The following is a 16,093-nucleotide window of genomic DNA, read 5'->3' as shown; positions in this document are numbered from 1 at the left end:
CATGACAATCCCCACCGCATACACGGACTACGCGACCGGCGAGCCGGTCGCCGACACCCGGGCCCCGGACGGGCCGATCGCGGAGCGCTGGGACCGGCGCCGCTTCGAGGCCAAGCTGGTCAACCCGGCCAACCGCCGCAAGCACACGGTCATCGTCGTCGGCACCGGCCTCGCCGGCGGCTCCGCCGGGGCCACGCTCGCCGAACAGGGCTACCACGTCGTCCAGTTCTGCTACCAGGACTCCCCGCGCCGCGCCCATTCCATCGCCGCCCAGGGCGGCATCAACGCCGCGAAGAACTACCGCAACGACGGCGACTCGATCCACCGGCTGTTCTACGACACCGTCAAGGGCGGCGACTTCCGCGCCCGCGAGTCCAACGTCCACCGGCTGGCCGAGATCTCCGTGGAGATCATCGACCAGTGCGTGGCGCAGGGCGTGCCGTTCGCGCGCGAGTACGGCGGCCTGCTCGACACCCGTTCCTTCGGCGGCGTCCAGGTCTCCCGCACGTTCTACGCCCGCGGCCAGACCGGGCAGCAGTTGCTGCTCGGCGCCTACCAGGCGCTGTCCCGGCAGATCGCCGCGGGCGCCGTGGAGATGCACCCGCGCACCGAGATGCTCGACCTGATCGTCATCGACGGGCGGGCCCGCGGGATCGTGGCCCGCGACCTGATCACGGGCAGGATCGACACGTATGTCGCCGACGCCGTCGTCCTGGCGAGCGGCGGTTACGGCAACGTCTTCTACCTGTCGACGAACGCCATGAACTCCAACGCCACCGCGATCTGGCGGGCCCACCGCCGGGGCGCGTACTTCGCCAATCCGTGCTTCACCCAGATCCACCCCACCTGCATCCCGCGCACCGGTGACCACCAGTCCAAGCTCACCCTGATGAGCGAGTCGCTGCGCAACGACGGCCGGATCTGGGTGCCGAAGGCCAAGGGCGACACCCGGTCGCCGAACCAGATCCCCGAGGACGAGCGCGACTACTACCTGGAGCGCATCTACCCGTCCTTCGGCAACCTGGTCCCGCGCGACATCGCCTCCCGCGCCGCCAAGAACGTCTGCGACGAGGGCAGGGGAGTGGGCCCCGGCGGGCAGGGCGTCTACCTGGACTTCGCCGAGGCGATCCAGCGGATGGGCCGCAAGGCGGTCGAGGCGAAGTACGGCAACCTCTTCGACATGTACCAGCGGATCACCGACGAGGATCCCTATCAGGTGCCGATGCGCATCTACCCGGCCGTGCACTACACCATGGGCGGCCTGTGGGTCGACTACGACCTGCAGACGTCGGTCCCCGGTCTGTTCGCGATCGGCGAGGCCAACTTCTCCGACCACGGCGCCAACCGGCTCGGCGCGTCGGCGCTGATGCAGGGGCTGGCCGACGGGTACTTCGTGCTGCCGGCCACCATCAACGACTACCTGGCCCGCAACCCCCACCAGGAGTCGGTCACCGCCGACCACCCGGCGGTGCGGGAGGTCGTCACGGAGACCGAGAGCCGGCTCGAACGGCTGCTCGCCGTCGACGGCGACCGCACCCCCGACTCCTTCCACCGCGAAGTCGGCGAACTCATGTGGGAGTTCTGCGGCATGGCGCGTACGGACGCCGGACTGCGCAAGGCGCTGGAGCGCATCCCGCAGATCCGGGAGGAGTTCTGGCGGCGCATCAAGGTGCCCGGCACCGGCGAGGAACTCAACCAGTCGCTGGAGAAGGCCAACCGCATCGTCGACTACCTGGAACTGGCCGAGCTGATGTGCCTAGACGCCCTGCACCGCGACGAGTCCTGCGGCGGCCACTTCCGTGAGGAGTCCCAGACGCCCGACGGCGAGGCGGCCCGCAAGGACGAGGAGTACTCGTACGCGGCAGCCTGGGAGTTCAACGGCACCGGCGAGGCGCCCGTCCTGCACAAGGAAGACCTGGTCTTCGAGTACGTCCACCCCACTCAGCGGAGCTACGCATGAAGCTCACCCTGCGCGTCTGGCGGCAGCCGAACGCCGACGCCGAAGGCGCCATGTCCACCTACGAGGTGGACGGGATCTCCTCCGACATGTCCTTCCTGGAGATGCTGGACACGCTCAACGAGGAACTCATCCTCAAGGGCGAGGACCCGGTCGCCTTCGACCACGACTGCCGCGAGGGCATCTGCGGCGCGTGCAGCCTGATGATCAACGGGGACGCGCACGGCCCCGAGCGCACCACCACCTGCCAGCTGCACATGCGGTCCTTCGAGGACGGCGACACGATCGACATCGAACCGTGGCGGGCCTCGGCCTTTCCGGTGATCAAGGACCTGGTGGTGGACCGGTCGGCGTTCGACCGGATCATCCAGGCCGGCGGCTACATCACCGCGCCCACGGGAGCCGCCCCGGAGGCCCACGCCGCACCGGTGCCCAAGCCGGACGCGGACTTCGCCTTCGAGCACGCGGAGTGCATCGGGTGCGGGGCGTGCGTGGCCGCGTGCCCGAACGGTGCCGCGATGCTGTTCACGTCCGCGAAGATCAATCACCTGAACGTGCTGCCGCAGGGCGCGCCCGAGCGGGAGACGCGGGTGCTGGACATGGTGGCGCAGATGGACGAGGAAGGCTTCGGCGGCTGCACCCTCACCGGGGAATGCGCCACCGCGTGCCCGAAGGGGATCCCGCTGATGTCCATCACCGGCATGAACCGGGAGTGGCTGCGGGCTGCGCGCAAGTCCACGCGGCGCTGACCGCTTGGGTTGGGCCGTTGGGGTGCGTTGTCGTTGTTGACGGCGGTCGGGTGCGGTTGGGGTGTGGGTGGGGTGTGGGTGGTCGCGCAGTTCCCCGCGCCCCTTGAGGGGCGTTGGGGTGCGGGTGGATGAGCGGTTTCCCGTGTTCCTCGGGGGTGTGTGGTTCGGTGCGGGTGGGGTGTGGCTGGTCGCGCGGTTCCCCGCGCCCCTCGGGGGCGCCTTCGGGGGTGCTGCCTCGGGGTGCTTGTGCGCCGGGTGACAAGACGTTCGCCGATGGGTGCGGACGGGCGGGGTCGGGAGTGGTGCTCATGCCCGGCCCCGCCAGGCATCCGCACGCGGGCCCGCGGGTGACCGGCCGTTCAACATCCCCACATCCGTTCTCCTGGCTCAGGTCACGCGGCGGCCAACCGGTGTCGGAAGAACAGGATCGGCAGGCCGAAGCCGGTCTGCCGGTCGTTCGCCGACCCGGCCCGTGACCAGGAGAGAGCCATGACCGGCGTTTCCACCCTCGACCGCCCCCCGCAGCCCGCGGCGCCCACCCGCTACACCGTCACGCTCGCGGCCGACGAAGCCGACGTGCGGGCCGCGCAGCGGCTGCGGCACGAGGTCTTCGCCGGGGAGATGGGCGCCCTGCTGTCCACCCCGCAGCCGGGTTACGACATCGACGCCTTCGACGCGTACTGCGACCACCTGCTCGTGCGGGAATCCGTCACCGGGCAGGTCGTCGGCACCTACCGGCTGCTGCCGCCGGAGCGGGCCGCGGTCGCGGGCCGGCTGTACTCCGAGGGCGAGTTCGACCTGAGCGCGCTCGACCCGATCCGGCCCGGCCTGGTCGAGGTCGGCCGCTCCTGCGTGCACCCCGACCACCGCGACGGCGCCGTCATCGGCCTGATCTGGGCGGGGATAGCGCGCTACATGGTGGACCGCGGCCACGACTGGCTGGCGGGCTGCTGCTCCATCCCGCTCGCCGACGGCGGCACCCTCGCCTCCGCCACCTGGCAGCGGGTCAGCGCGAAGTACCTGGCCCCGGAGGAGTACCGGGTACGTCCTCTGCTGCCGTGGGTCCCGAACGCCCGGGTGACGGCCGAACGGACCGAGCTGCCCGCGCTGCTGCGCGGCTACCTCCGGCTCGGCGCCTGGGTCTGCGCCGAGCCCGCGCACGACCCGGACTTCGGGGTCGCCGACCTGTACGTGCTGCTGTCGATGCGCCGGGTCAACCCGCGCTATCTGCGGCACTTCCTCTCGCTCGTGCCGTCCTGATGAGCGTCTGGCTGCCCAGCGCGCCCTGCACCCCGGCGGCGTGCGTGGAGCCGACGTGGCCCGCGGCGGCCGCACCACGTGCCGTGCTGCGGATCGCCGGGGTCGTCCTCCTGCTGCTCACCGGGATCGTGCTGACCCCGCTCGGCGGGAGGATCCCCGCCGGGCTGGTCGCGCGGTGGTGCCGGACGATCGTGCGGGCCGCCGGGGTCCAGGTCCGGGTCACCGGCGCCGCCGCGCCCACCGGCGGCCTGCTCCTGGTGGCCAACCACATCTCCTGGCTGGACATCCCGTTGCTGGCCGCGGTGCGCCCGGCGCGGATGCTGGCCAAGACCGAGATCCGCCAGTGGCCCGTGGCCGGGGCGCTGGTGGCGCGGGCCGGTGTGCTGTTCATCGAACGCGACCGGCTGCGCGCCCTGCCCGGCACCGTCGCCCGTATCGCGCAGGCGCTGCGCGGCGGTGCCGCGGTCGCCGTCTTCCCCGAGGGCAGCACCTGGTGCGGTCGGGCGCACGGCCGCTTCCACCGGGCCGTCTTCCAGGCCGCCCTCGACGCCGGCGTCCCGGTCCAGCCGGTGCGCCTGCACTACCGGGTCGCGGGCGGCCCGGCCAGCACCGCGCCGGCCTTCGTCGGCGAGGACACCCTGCTCGCCTCGGTGTGGCGGGTGGCGACGTCGCGCGGGCTGGTGGCCGAGGTGGAGGTCCGGCCGGTGATACCGGCCGGCAGCCACCCCGACCGCCGTTCCCTCGCCCGCGCCGCCGAGCCGGCCGCGCACGAGCCCGACTGGACCCACGCGGCCCTGGTCGCCGGTGGCCCGCCGAGGGAACCGGCACGCCCCGCCCAGCCCGCCGAAGCGGCCTGACCCCGATCGTCCTGCCCGGCCCGACCCGTTTCCACCGCCGCACGCGACCGACGCCCGTGAGAACGTGCTCACGGGCGTCGCGTCGGCGGACGTACGGGGGTGGTCGCGGGGCCGGGCAGCGGGGGACTCCGTACGGGGTCGGCCAGGTGGGGACAGCCGCGGTCCCGGCCCCTCGCCCCGGTGACTACGGATGCGGAGGGATGTCCCTGTCCTGGCCGCCCATCTCGTCCTTCATCCTCTGCTGGGCGGTGTCGACCTGGGACTGGTACTTGTTGCCGGTCCGCTCGTCGACGTAGTCGCCGGCCTTGTCGACGCCCTTGCTCGTCTGGTCCTCGTGACCTTTGAGCATGCCTTTGAGCTTGTCCATGAGGGACATGACAACCCTCCTCGCTGAATAGGTGCTCCGTCTCTCAGGTTCACCGTCCCGGGCGTGGTTCGCATCTCGGGAGCGGGATCGTACGGATGCACGCATGTCCCCCATGTGTCAATTTGGAACCAAGGTATGCCTTCCGCCGCAGAAAGGCCCGCGAGGATGACTACTCCCGGTTTCGGATTCGGACGCAGTCCCTTCGAGGAGTTCGACGAGTTGATGTCCCGCTTCTTCGGCGGGACCGGTCAGGCCGCACCCGCCCGGCGGGTCCAGCGGGTCGACATCGGCAGCCTGCTGTCGGAGCGGGGCCGCGAGCTGGTCGCGGAGGCGAGGGACATCGCCGCCGCGGAGGGCAGCGAGGACCTCGACGCCCGGCATCTGCTCGCCGCCGCCACCGAGCACGATTCGACCCGGCGCCTGATCAGCGAGGCCGGCGCGGATCCCGACGGCGTCCGGGAACGGCTGGGCACCGCCGGGGGCACCGGCGAGAAGACCGAGCCCGCCACCCTGACCCCGGCCGCCAAACGCGCCCTGCTCGACGCCTACCAGATCTCGCACGCCGAGGGCGCCTCGTACATCGGTCCCGAGCACCTGCTGCGGGCGCTCGCCGCGAACCCGGAGTCGGCGGCCGGCCGGGTGCTCGCCGAGTCCGGCTGGGAACCCACCCGGATGCCCGTGGAGAGCGCCGCCGAGCGGCGGGGGCCCAGCAACACGCCGACCGTCGACGAGTACGGCCGCGACCTCACCGAGGACGCCCGCGCCGGCCGCCTCGACCCGGTGATCGGCCGCGACGACGAGGTCGAGCAGACCATCGAGGTGCTGTCGCGGCGCAGCAAGAACAACCCGGTCCTCATCGGCGACCCCGGCGTCGGCAAGACGGCCATCGTCGAGGGGATCGCCCAGCGCATCGCCGCCGGAGACGTCCCCCAGACCCTCAAGGACAAGCGGCTGGTCGCCCTGGACCTGGCCGGCCTGGTGGCCGGGACGAAGTACCGCGGCGAGTTCGAGGAGCGGCTGAAGAAGCTGCTCGACGAGGTCGGCGAGCACGGCGACGAACTCGTCCTCTTCCTCGACGAGCTGCACACCGTCGTCGGCGCCGGCTCGGGCGGCGAGAGCGCCCTGGACGCGGGCAACATGCTCAAGCCCGCCCTCGCCCGCGGCGAACTGCACCTCATCGGCGCGACCAGCGTCGACGAGTACCGCAAGCACATCGAGAAGGACGCCGCCCTGGAGCGCCGCTTCGCGCCCATCCTGGTGGGCGAGCCCACCGTCGACGACACCATCGAGATCCTGCACGGCCTGCGCGACCGCTACGAGGCCCACCACCAGGTCCGCATCACCGACGAGGCGGTCGTCGCCGCGGCCGAGCTGTCCGACCGCTACATCACCTCCCGCTTCCTGCCGGACAAGGCGATCGACCTGATGGACCAGGCCGCCGCCCGGGTGCGGCTGCGCGCCAAGACCCCGCTCGCCGACACCCGGGACATCGAGGACCGGATCGCCGCCCTGGGCCGGGAGAAGGACCAGGCGGTGGCCGACGAGGAGTACGAGCGCGCCAAGGAACTGCGCGACCGGATCAAGGAGGCCGAGGCCCGGCTGGCCGAGCTGACCAAGGGGGAGGAGCGCACGCCCCGGGTCACCGCCGAGGACATCGCCGAGGTCGTCTCCCGCACCACCGGCATCCCCGTCGCCCAGCTCACCGAGGAGGAGCGGGAGCGGCTGATGAAGCTGGAGGAGCACCTGCACGAGCGGGTCGTCGGCCAGGACGAGGCGATCACCGCGGTCGCCCGCGCCGTCCGCCGGGCCCGCGCGGGCATGAGCGATCCGGGCCGGCCCGTCGGCAGCTTCCTCTTCCTCGGGCCGACCGGCGTCGGCAAGACCGAACTGGCCCGCGCCCTGGCCGCGGCCCTCTTCGGCGACGACACCCGGATGATCCGGCTGGACATGAGCGAGTTCCAGGAGCGGCACACCGTCTCCCGCCTGGTCGGCGCCCCGCCCGGATACGTCGGTCATGAGGAGGCCGGCCAGCTCACCGAGGCGGTGCGCAGGCAGCCGTACGCGGTGCTGCTGCTCGACGAGGTGGAGAAGGCCCACCCGGACGTCTTCAACACGCTGCTGCAACTGCTGGAGGACGGCCGGCTGACCGACGCCCAGGGCCGCACGGTCGACTTCAAGAACACCGTCGTCATCATGACGTCGAACATCGGCGCCGACCGGATCCTGGCTGCCGGGGTGGAGGACTACAAGAAGGTCCGCGAGTCGGTGATGCCGCTGCTGAACCAGCACTTCCGGCCGGAGTTCCTCAACCGTATCGACGAGATCATCGTCTTCCGCGGTCTGGACCGCGTCCAGCTGCGGCAGATCGTCGACCTGCTCCTTGAGCACACCCGGCGCCGGCTGCACGCCCAGGACGTCACCCTGGAGGTCACCGACGAGGCCGCCGCGCTGCTCGCGAACATCGGCTACCAGCCCGACTTCGGCGCCCGCCCGCTGCGCCGCACCATCCAGCGCGAGGTCGACGACCGGCTCGCCGACCTGCTGCTGTCGGGCCAACTGGTCGCGGGCGACCGCGCCGTTGTGGACGCGGCCGACGGCTCGGTGACGATCCGCTCGGACAAGCCGGCGGCCGTGGAGGGCTGAGGCCGACGCCGCTTCTTCCGCGCCCGGCGGTCACTCGGGGACGGCCGCCGCCGGGCGCACGAGGCGGGCCAGCCGGCGGTAGGAGTCCAGCAGGGCCGCCCGGTCGTACGTGCTGGTGGTGACCAGGACCTCGTCGGCTCCCGTCTCCTTGAGCGCCGTCCGGAGTTCGTGGGCGACCTGGTCCTCGGTGCCGGCGATGTGCCTGCTCAGACCGGACTCGTAGAGGTCCCGTTCCTTCGCCGTCATGGCACGGGACTCCACGGCCTCGGCCGGGAGCAGCGGCGGGAAGGACCCATGGGTGCGGGAGTACGCCATGGACCAGGCCTCCGGGACGAGGAGCCGCCGGGCCTCCTCCTCGCTGCCGGCCACCGCGACCGTGCCGGAGATCACGACGTACGGCTGTGCCGCCCAGGGCGAGGGCCTGAAGTGGGTCCGGTACTCGTCGATGCCGCGCAGCATCCGCTCCCGGCCGCGCAGGTCGCCGATGACCATGGGCAGTCCCGCGCGGGCCGCGATGCCGGCCCCCTCGCCCATGGCCAGCACGAACGGTGGCACGTGCAGCCCCTCCGCCGGGCGGGCGTGCACCCCGCCCGGCGAGCCGCCGCGGAACCAGCCCAGCAGTTCACCGAGTTGCGCCGCGAAGTCCTCGGCGGCGCCCTTGTCGCGTCCCAGGGCCTTGCGCACCCCGTCGGTGAAGCCCACGGACCGGCCGAGGCCCATGTCGATCCGCCCCGGGTACAGCGACTCCAGTACGCCGAACTGTTCGGCCACGACCAGGGGGCGGTGGTTGGGCAGCATCACCCCGCCGGTGCCCACCCGCATCGTGCGGGTGGCGGCGGCCACGGCCGCGGCCAGCACGGTCGGCGCGGAGCCCGCGACTCCGGGCACCCCGTGGTGCTCGGAGACCCAGAAACGGTGGTAGCCGAGCGGCTCCAGCTCCCGTGCCAGCGCGACCGTGTCGCGCAGTGCCTCGGCGTGGGTGTGTCCGGTGCGGGTGCGGGAGCGGTCGAGGACGGAGAACCGGGTGGCGGGGATCAGCGCGTTCACACGGATGTCAACGCGGTGGCGGCGCCGCGATTCCCGCCGGGCCCCGGGCCGGTTCCCGGCGGGCCGCGGGGCGTGCGCGTGCTGCGCCCGTCCGTCGCCGGCGGGCCTCGGGCCCCGGTCGCTGACGACGGTGATCTGCGAGCCGGATCGGCGGTCAGCCGTCGGGGCGCAGCAGTCCGCGTTCGTACGCCCTGACCAGCCGCTGCGGTACCAGGTGACGGACTCCGTCGATGGTGACCGGGACCAGTGCGGCCGGTGCCGCCTGCCAGCGGGCGCGGCGGTGACGGGTGTTGCTGCGGGACAGCTTCCGCTTGGGGACGGCCATCGTGACTCCTCCTCGGGTCGGGGACCGCACGCTACATGAAAATGGATCCCATTAACAATTGTGTCCGGGCGGCTAGGGTGGGCCGGGTGGCAGACAGCAGCGGGCGTCCGATCGCCGTGTTCGATCTCGACAACACCCTGGCCGACACCGCGCACCGGCAGCGGTTCCTGGAGCGCAGGCCGCGCGACTGGGGTGGCTTCTTCGCCGCGGCACCGCAGGACCCGCCGCTCGCCGAGGGGGTGGCGCTGGTCCGGGAGCACGCGCGGGAGTGCGACATCGTCTACCTGACCGGGCGGCCCGAGCGCTGCCGGCGCGACACGCTGGAGTGGCTCGCCGCCCAGGGGCTGCCACCGGGCCGCGTCCTCATGCGGCAGGACGCGGGGCGCCGGGGCGGGAGAGGGGACCGCAGGCCCGCCCGGATCGTCAAGCTGGAGGTTCTTCGCGGGCTCGTCCGCGACCGCGCGGTCCGCGTCCTCGTGGACGACGACGAGCTGGTGTGCGACGACGCCGAACGGGCCGGGTTCACCGTCGTGCGCGCCCGCTGGGCCGACCGGTCCGCCGCGCTGGCGGACGCCCAGGAGCGGGAGGGCCGGACCTGAACGGGCCGGGGCCGTGCCGGGCGGTGCCTCAGTCCTCGCCCTCGATGCGGAAGCCCACCTTGAGGCCGACCTGGTAGTACTCGATCCGCCCGTTCTCGATCTGCCCCCTGACCTGTGTCACCTCGAACCAGTCCAGGTTGCGCAGGGTCTGTCCGGCGCGCGCGATGCCGTTGCGGATGGCCTGGTCGACGCCCTCCTGCGAGGTGCCGACGATCTCGGTGACCCGGTAGGTGTGATGGGACATGCGGGTGCTCCTCTCGGCGCTGACACGTGCCCCTCCCCCGTGACCGGTGTGTCGCACGTCACTCCACGGTGCCGTATGCGGAAGCGGAGCGCGAGGCGTCACAGCCGTACCACCGGCACCACTTGACCCGCGCATTGGTCCATACCAAAATCAGCACACCCGTACGAGCCCGTCGCTCGTCCCCCCACGTCGGGCCCCTCCCCCCTGTCCCTAGACAGAACAGGACCCCTCGTGAGACAGGTTCCGGTGCGACGCCGTCTGCTCGCCGTCTGCTGTGTGTCCGCCTTCCTCGCCGCGGGCTGCGGCCTGCTGCCGGGTGGCGGCGAGCGCCACACGGTCACCGTGTGGCTGATGAAGGGCAGCGCCTCGCAGGACTTCCTGGACCGCTTCGCCGACGACTTCGAGCGCGAGCACCAGGACATCAGCCTCGAATTCCGCATCCAGGAATGGACCGGGATCGTCGAGAAGGTGCAGAAGACGCTCAGGGGCGACCCCGGGTCGGGTCCGGACGTCATCGAGGTCGGCAACACCCAGGTCTCGCAGTACGTCGAGGGCGGGCGGCTGACCGACCTGTCGCTGGAGTCGCTGCGGGACTGGGGCAGGCAGGACTGGCTGCCCGGCCTCGCCGAACCCGGCCAGGAGGGCTCCCGCCAGTTCGGCATTCCCTGGTACGCCGCCAACCGCGTCGTCATCTACCGCAAGGACCTGTTCCAGCAGGCAGGTATCGGCCGGCTGCCCAGGACCCGCGACGAATGGCTCGCCGACACCGAGAAGCTGGACCGGGGCGGCAACCAGGGCATCTACCTCGCCGGCCAGGACTGGTACACGCTCTCCGGGTTCATCTGGGACGAGGGCGGCGAACTCGCCGAGGAGAAGGACGGCGTGTGGAAGGGCACCCTGGACACCCCGGCAGCGCTGCGCGGCATGGACTTCTACCGCCGGCTCCAGGCGCTCGGCGCGGGCCCCGTCGGCGCGGACGAGGAACACCCGCCCCAGGCGGGTGTGTTCGCGCAGGGCAAGGTCGCGCAGATCGTGGCGGTGCCCGGACTGACCCAGACCATCCTCCAGCACAATCCCGAACTCAAGGACAAACTGGGCTACTTTCCGGTGCCCGGACCGACCGCCGGCCGGCCGGGGGCCATGTTCACCGGCGGCTCCGACCTGGTCGTGCCGGAGAACACCGACGACCGGGACGGGGCCGTGGCCGTCATCGCCGCGCTCACCGGGGCCAAGTGGAACACCGAACTGGCCCGCGCCATGAACTACGTGCCCAACAAGGCGACGCTGGCGAGCGCCGTCGACGGCTCGGAGGGGGCCGCCGCCATGGCGGCCGGTGCCGCGCACGGCCGGGCGACCCCCAACACGCCTCAGTGGACCGAGGTCGAGGCGGAGAACCCGATCAAGTCGTACATGACCGAGGTGCTCGGTGGCGCGGACCCCGCGACCGCGGCCCGCCGCGCCTGCGAGCAGATCACGCAGAAGCTCGCCCCGGCCTTCGGGTGACTCACCGGACGGTGCTGAGCGACAGCGCGAAGCGGCCCGCGGTGTCGGTCCACCAGTGGGTCAGCTCAAGTCCGGCGGCGGCCACTTCCGCCGTCACGCCGCTCTTGCGGAACTTCGCCGACACCTCGGTGCGCAGTTCCTCGCCCGCGGCGAAGTCCACGGCGAGGTCCAGCGCCGGCACCTTCACCGTCTGTGCCGTGCGGGCGCGCAGCCGCATCTCGATCCACTCGTGCCGCGCGTCCCACACGGCCAGGTGGTCGAACGCGGCCGGATCGAAGTCGGCGCCCAGCTCGCGGTTGACGACGGCCAGTACGTTCTTGTCGAACTCGGCCGTCACCCCCGCCGCGTCGTCGTACGCGTGGACCAGGGTCCGTTCGTCCTTGACCAGGTCCGTGCCGAGCAGCAGGGTGTCGCCCGGCGACAGCAGACGGCGCACCGAGGCCAGGAAGGCGGCCCGTTCCGCGGGCAGCAGATTGCCGATGGTGCCGCCGAGGAACGCCAGCAGTCTGGGGCCGGGCGTCGACGGCAACGTCAGGTCCGCCGTGAAGTCCGCGATCAGGGCGTGCACGGCGAGGCCCGGCCGCTCCTCGATCAGGGCCCGGGCGGCCTGGGTGAGCGCGCTCTCGCTGACGTCCACCGGGACGTAGACGCGCAGCGCGGTGAGGGCGTCGATCAGGTGCCGGGTCTTCTCCGAGGAGCCGGAGCCCAGCTCGACCAGGGTGCGGGCGCCGGTCGCGGCGGCGATCTCGCCCGCCCGGGCGAGCAGGATCTCCCGTTCGGCCCGCGTCGGGTAGTACTCGGGCAGTTCGGTGATCCGCTCGAACAGCTCGCTGCCCCGCGCGTCGTAGAACCACTTCGGCGGCAGGGTCTTGGGGGTCGAGGTCAGGCCGCGGCGGACGTCGGCGCGCAGCGCCGCGTCCGTGGCGTCCTCCGGGAGGGTGCGGGTGACGTGCAGGGAAGTCACGTGCAAGGCTCCTTACGTGCGGGTGCCGGGTCCTTGAGCGAGGTGAGCCGGACCTCGGTGCGGTCCGCCCTGAGCAGGGTGCGGTCGGGGACCTCCCGCCAGCGTGGATCGTCGTCGTACGGTTCGGAGGCGACGACGGTGGCGCCGTCCGGTTCCGCCAGGTACCAGAGGGTGTCGCCCCAGGCGGTGGCCAGGATCACGGTGCCGTCGGTCAGCAGCAGGTTGAGCCGGGAGGCCGGGGCCGCCTCGGCCAGCTCACGGACCGTGCCGGCCAGCGCGCCGCCGGGATCCTCACCCGCGCGCAGCCGGTGCAGCAGCAGTGCCCAGACGAACGCCGAGTCGGTGCGCGCGGCCAGCGACAGCGTCTCGACCGGCGGCAGCCCCGGGACCAGCGGCGCCGCCGACGCGGGCCAGCCGGCCACGGCGCCGTTGTGGCTGAACAGCCAGCGGTCCCCGGCGAACGGCGCCGCCGCTGCCTCCCCGTCCGCGCCCGGCAGGGTCGCGTCGCGTACGGCGGCGAGCAGCGCGCCGGTGCGGACGACCCGGGCCAGGTCGGCGAAGGACGCGTCGGCCCAGATCGGCCCCGACCGCCGGTAGCGGGCGGGCACCGGGTCGCCCGGCGCGTACCAGCCCACCCCGAAGCCGTCGGCGTTGACCGTCCCGTGCCGCTGCCGCCGCGGTGCCCACGACTGCCGGTACAGGCCGTGCGGCGGGTCCACCAGGAGCCGGCCGAGCGGCTCCTCGGGGCCCAGACAGGCCAGGTGCCGGCACATCAGACGGCCTCCGAGCGGGCGGTGCGGAACCCGGAGAAGATCTGCCGCCGGATCGGATAGTCCCAGTTGCGGAACGTGCCCCGGCAGGCCACCTGGTCCACCGCGAACGAGCCGCCGCGCAGCACCTTGTACTCGGGCCCGAAGAACACCTCCGAGTACTCCTTGTACGGGAACGCGGCGAACCCCGGGTAGGGCAGGAAGTCGCTCGCCGTCCACTCCCACACGTCACCGATCAACTGCCGTACGCCCAGTGGCGACGCACCCGCCGGATAGCTGCCGGCCGGGGCCGGGCGCAGATGGCGCTGGCCCAGGTTGGCCTGGTCGGGCGACGGGTCGTCGTCGCCCCACGGGTAGCGCGTCGAACGGCCCTGGACCGGATCGTGCCGGGCGGCCTTCTCCCACTCCGCCTCGGTGGGCAGCCGGCGCCCGGCCCAGCGCGCGTACGCGTCCGCCTCGTACCAGCACACGTGCAGCACCGGCTCGTCGGGCGGGACGACCTCGGTGACACCGAAACGGCGGCGCAGCCACTGCCCGCCCTCGCGGTGCCAGAACAGCGGGGCGACGATGTCGTGCCGGCGGATGTGCGCCCAGCCCGCCGGGGCCCACCAGCGTTCGTCGGTGTAGCCGCCGTCCTCGATGAAATCCTGGTACGCGGCGTTGGTCACCGGAGTCGTGTCGATGTGGAACGGTGCCACCTCACGCCGGTGCGCCGGGCGTTCGTTGTCCAGCGCCCACGGCTCGGTGGAGGTGCCCATGGTGAACGGGCCGCCGGGGACCAGGACTTCGGCCGGTCCGTCGAACGGCGGCGCCGGAGCCGGGTCGGGCGCGCCGAGCGCCTGTGGGCCCGTGCGCAGCTGATGGGTGATCAGCATCGTCTCGTCGTGCTGCTGCTCGTGCTGCGCGATCATCCCGAAGGCGAAGCCCGCCTCGGTCAGCGGACTTCCACGAAACGCGGCGCCCTCCAGCAGGTCGAGGGCGCGGCCACGCACCTCGGCCGCGTACCTGCGGGCCTCGGCGGGCGGCAGCAGCGGCAGCGTGGGCCGTTCGGCCCGCGGGTGCTCGAAGGCGTCGTAGAGGCCGTCTATCTCGGGCCGCATCGCCTCCCGCCCGCCGACCGCCCGCAGCAGCCACAACTCCTCCTGGTTGCCGATGTGGGCGAGGTCCCACACCAGCGGGGACATCAGCGGCGAGTGCTGCGCGGTGAGGTCGGGCTCCTCGACGCAACTGGTCAGCAGCGTGGTGCGGGCCCGGGCCCGGGTGAGCGAGGCCAGCGCGCGTGCGCGGACGGCTTCGCCGTCCGGCGCGGAGGTGACGGCCGCGCCGTCCATCTCGGGGGTCATGCGGGGAAGTCCTTCCCGTGAGCGGGGTGCGCGCCGGTCGAGCGGAGCCGGGTCCGTCCGTCCAAGGCGCGCACGTCGTCGAGCAGGTCGTCGGCGGGGCAGCGGCCCCGGCGGACGTAGCGGTCGAGGTACGCCGCGACGGCGTCCGTGACCTCGGTGGTGGCGCCGATCCTGGGCAGCGCCTCCACGGCCGCCGTGAAACAGCCGACCGCCGCGTCGTGCAGTTCGGGGTCGCCGAGGCCGGTGCGGGCCGCGTCGAGCCACAGCGGATTGTGCGGCGCGGGTTGTGCCTGCGAGCGCTCGGCCAGGGGCTTCACGGCCCGGTAGGCGGTCTCGGCCGCCTGTGGGTCGTCGAACAGGGCGGTCGTCACCGCGAGCGGGACGATCCAGCCGTCCTCGCCGGGCTGCGCGTCGATCATGCGCAGCTCCAGGTGACCGCGCGGTCTGACCGGCGGGAACAGGGTCGTCAGGTGGTAGTCGAGGTCTTCCTTGGTGGGCGCCCGCGGCGTGCGCGACCGGGTCCAGTCGCGGAAGCTGAGCCCGTCGGGGACCTCCCACGGGCCGCCGTCCCGGCGTACGCACATCACCGGCGCGTCCAGGACGTGCCGGGCCCAGGCGCCGCGCGGCTCCCCGGTCAGCGGGGGCGCGCCCGCCCGGCCGGGCCCGATCTCCATCCACAGCAGCTGCCGTGTGGAGCGCCAGCCGGTGGGCCGGCGCGCGGCCATCGGGGAGTTGGCGAACGCGGCCACCAGGACCGGACCCAGTTGGTGCGCGAGCCACCAGCGCCGCCCGTGGCCGAGCGGTCCCGGTTCCTCGTAGCCGGCGTCCAGGCACACCTGCACGGAGGCCGAGGCGCACATCATGTGGCGGCCGGCCGGTCCGGTGCGGTCGAGGCACACCTCCATCGCCTCGTAGCGCGGCTCGCGCAGGAAGCGGCGGGGTGGGTGCCAGGGATCGTGGCCGATGCCGACCAGGTCGAGGCCGTCGCCGCGCAGCACCGCGCGGACGGCGTCGAGATCGGCGGAGACGGTGCCTATGCACTCCATCAGGGAGGCGGCGGGCGGCGAACTCAGCTCCAGCTGGCCGCCGGGCTCGACGGTGAGCGCCGACCTCAGGTGCATGGGCCGTAGTGCGGCGTAGGCCGCTTCGAGTCGTTCGGGTGTCACGGGGAGCTGCGGGGTCCGCAGCTCGTGTACGAGCCATTCCAGTTCCACGCCGACGGTGCGAGGCGGGCCGGTCTTGAAGCAGATGCCGCGGACCAGCGCCTCGACCTCGGCCTCGGTGAGAGCGGTACGGGGGTCCGTACAGTCACTCGCCGAAGCGGTAGATGCATCCGACATGTCGGGATCCTCCTGAGATTCCACCATGCCACCGGCCCGGAATCCGGTGGGGCCGGGCAGGCACTCGTCCCACCCAAGACCCTGAAAGTGATGCGCACAAGAGTGCGCTACCGGACGTTCCGGAT

15 protein-coding genes are annotated in these 16,093 nt (G+C 72.6%); 7 read left to right on the top strand and 8 right to left on the bottom strand.

Going from position 1 to position 16,093, the window contains the following annotated elements:
- Window position 1: 1 nt before the first annotated feature.
- From ACFY2B_RS14310 to ACFY2B_RS14295, 4 genes are all read left to right on the top strand, one after another.
- Complete coding sequence (locus ACFY2B_RS14310) at window positions 2-1,960, top strand: fumarate reductase/succinate dehydrogenase flavoprotein subunit (protein WP_390763418.1); 1,959 nt, start codon at window positions 2-4, stop codon at window positions 1,958-1,960.
- Entirely contained in the window at window positions 1,957-2,706 is a 750-nt protein-coding gene (locus ACFY2B_RS14305; protein ID WP_390763417.1) for a succinate dehydrogenase/fumarate reductase iron-sulfur subunit, read from the top strand. The genes ACFY2B_RS14310 and ACFY2B_RS14305 overlap by 4 nt, the downstream gene beginning before the upstream one ends.
- A 489-nt stretch (window positions 2,707-3,195) precedes the next feature.
- Window positions 3,196-3,966: a GNAT family N-acetyltransferase gene (locus ACFY2B_RS14300; protein WP_390763416.1), complete on the top strand. Its 771-nt coding sequence runs from the start codon at window positions 3,196-3,198 to the stop codon at window positions 3,964-3,966.
- On the top strand, window positions 3,966-4,823 hold the full coding sequence (locus ACFY2B_RS14295; RefSeq protein WP_390763415.1) for a lysophospholipid acyltransferase family protein: 858 nt from the start codon (window positions 3,966-3,968) through the stop codon (window positions 4,821-4,823). Before ACFY2B_RS14300 ends, ACFY2B_RS14295 begins: the two co-directional genes overlap by 1 nt.
- Window positions 4,824-5,007: 184 nt before the next feature.
- On the opposite strand, the gene ACFY2B_RS14290 is transcribed toward ACFY2B_RS14295, so the two are convergent.
- Complete coding sequence (locus ACFY2B_RS14290; RefSeq protein WP_376526683.1) at window positions 5,008-5,199, bottom strand: antitoxin; 192 nt, start codon at window positions 5,197-5,199, stop codon at window positions 5,008-5,010.
- Window positions 5,200-5,355: 156 nt separating this feature from the next.
- Here ACFY2B_RS14290 and ACFY2B_RS14285 point away from each other — a divergent pair, with 156 nt between their 5' ends.
- On the top strand, window positions 5,356-7,833 hold the full coding sequence (locus tag ACFY2B_RS14285; protein ID WP_390763414.1) for an ATP-dependent Clp protease ATP-binding subunit: 2,478 nt from the start codon (window positions 5,356-5,358) through the stop codon (window positions 7,831-7,833).
- A 30-nt stretch (window positions 7,834-7,863) separates the two neighbouring features.
- On the opposite strand, the gene ACFY2B_RS14280 is transcribed toward ACFY2B_RS14285, so the two are convergent.
- Together ACFY2B_RS14280 and rpmF are read right to left on the bottom strand one after the other, a co-directional pair.
- Window positions 7,864-8,880, bottom strand: a complete 1,017-nt coding sequence (locus tag ACFY2B_RS14280; RefSeq protein WP_390763413.1) for an LLM class flavin-dependent oxidoreductase — start codon at window positions 8,878-8,880, stop codon at window positions 7,864-7,866.
- Window positions 8,881-9,034: 154 nt separating this feature from the next.
- Window positions 9,035-9,205, bottom strand: a complete 171-nt coding sequence (rpmF, locus tag ACFY2B_RS14275; protein ID WP_390763412.1) for a 50S ribosomal protein L32 — start codon at window positions 9,203-9,205, stop codon at window positions 9,035-9,037.
- Between the two features lie 86 nt (window positions 9,206-9,291).
- Here rpmF and ACFY2B_RS14270 point away from each other — a divergent pair, with 86 nt between their 5' ends.
- On the top strand, window positions 9,292-9,804 hold the full coding sequence (locus ACFY2B_RS14270; RefSeq protein ID WP_390763411.1) for a hypothetical protein: 513 nt from the start codon (window positions 9,292-9,294) through the stop codon (window positions 9,802-9,804).
- A gap of 28 nt (window positions 9,805-9,832) precedes the next feature.
- Here the strand turns inward: ACFY2B_RS14270 and ACFY2B_RS14265 are convergent, their stop codons facing one another.
- On the bottom strand, window positions 9,833-10,048 hold the full coding sequence (locus tag ACFY2B_RS14265) for a dodecin (RefSeq protein WP_390763410.1): 216 nt from the start codon (window positions 10,046-10,048) through the stop codon (window positions 9,833-9,835).
- Between the two features lie 246 nt (window positions 10,049-10,294).
- Here ACFY2B_RS14265 and ACFY2B_RS14260 point away from each other — a divergent pair, with 246 nt between their 5' ends.
- On the top strand, window positions 10,295-11,551 hold the full coding sequence (locus tag ACFY2B_RS14260; RefSeq protein WP_390763555.1) for an extracellular solute-binding protein: 1,257 nt from the start codon (window positions 10,295-10,297) through the stop codon (window positions 11,549-11,551).
- A 1-nt stretch (window position 11,552) separates the two neighbouring features.
- On the opposite strand, the gene egtD is transcribed toward ACFY2B_RS14260, so the two are convergent.
- From egtD to egtA, 4 genes are read right to left on the bottom strand one after another with little or no spacing between them, the layout of a single operon-like run.
- The gene (gene egtD, locus ACFY2B_RS14255) at window positions 11,553-12,515 is read right to left on the bottom strand and encodes an L-histidine N(alpha)-methyltransferase (RefSeq protein ID WP_390763409.1); all 963 of its coding nucleotides are present in this window, start codon (window positions 12,513-12,515) and stop codon (window positions 11,553-11,555) included.
- Window positions 12,512-13,288 carry an ergothioneine biosynthesis protein EgtC gene (gene egtC / locus ACFY2B_RS14250; RefSeq protein ID WP_390763408.1) on the bottom strand — a complete coding sequence of 259 codons (777 nt, stop codon included), beginning with the start codon at window positions 13,286-13,288 and terminating at the stop codon, window positions 12,512-12,514. The genes egtD and egtC overlap by 4 nt, the downstream gene beginning before the upstream one ends.
- Complete coding sequence (gene egtB / locus ACFY2B_RS14245; RefSeq protein WP_390763407.1) at window positions 13,288-14,628, bottom strand: ergothioneine biosynthesis protein EgtB; 1,341 nt, start codon at window positions 14,626-14,628, stop codon at window positions 13,288-13,290. The genes egtC and egtB overlap by 1 nt, the downstream gene beginning before the upstream one ends.
- Window positions 14,625-15,968, bottom strand: a complete 1,344-nt coding sequence (gene egtA, locus ACFY2B_RS14240) for an ergothioneine biosynthesis glutamate--cysteine ligase EgtA (protein ID WP_390763406.1) — start codon at window positions 15,966-15,968, stop codon at window positions 14,625-14,627. Before egtA ends, egtB begins: the two co-directional genes overlap by 4 nt.
- Between the last annotated feature and the right edge of the window lie 125 nt (window positions 15,969-16,093).

The organism is Streptomyces sp. NPDC001270 (assembly GCF_042896695.1).
In the GTDB taxonomy this organism is placed as follows: domain Bacteria; phylum Actinomycetota; class Actinomycetes; order Streptomycetales; family Streptomycetaceae; genus Streptomyces.
Note: the sequence above shows the minus strand (reverse complement) of the source record. Positions and strands in the feature narration are given on the sequence as shown.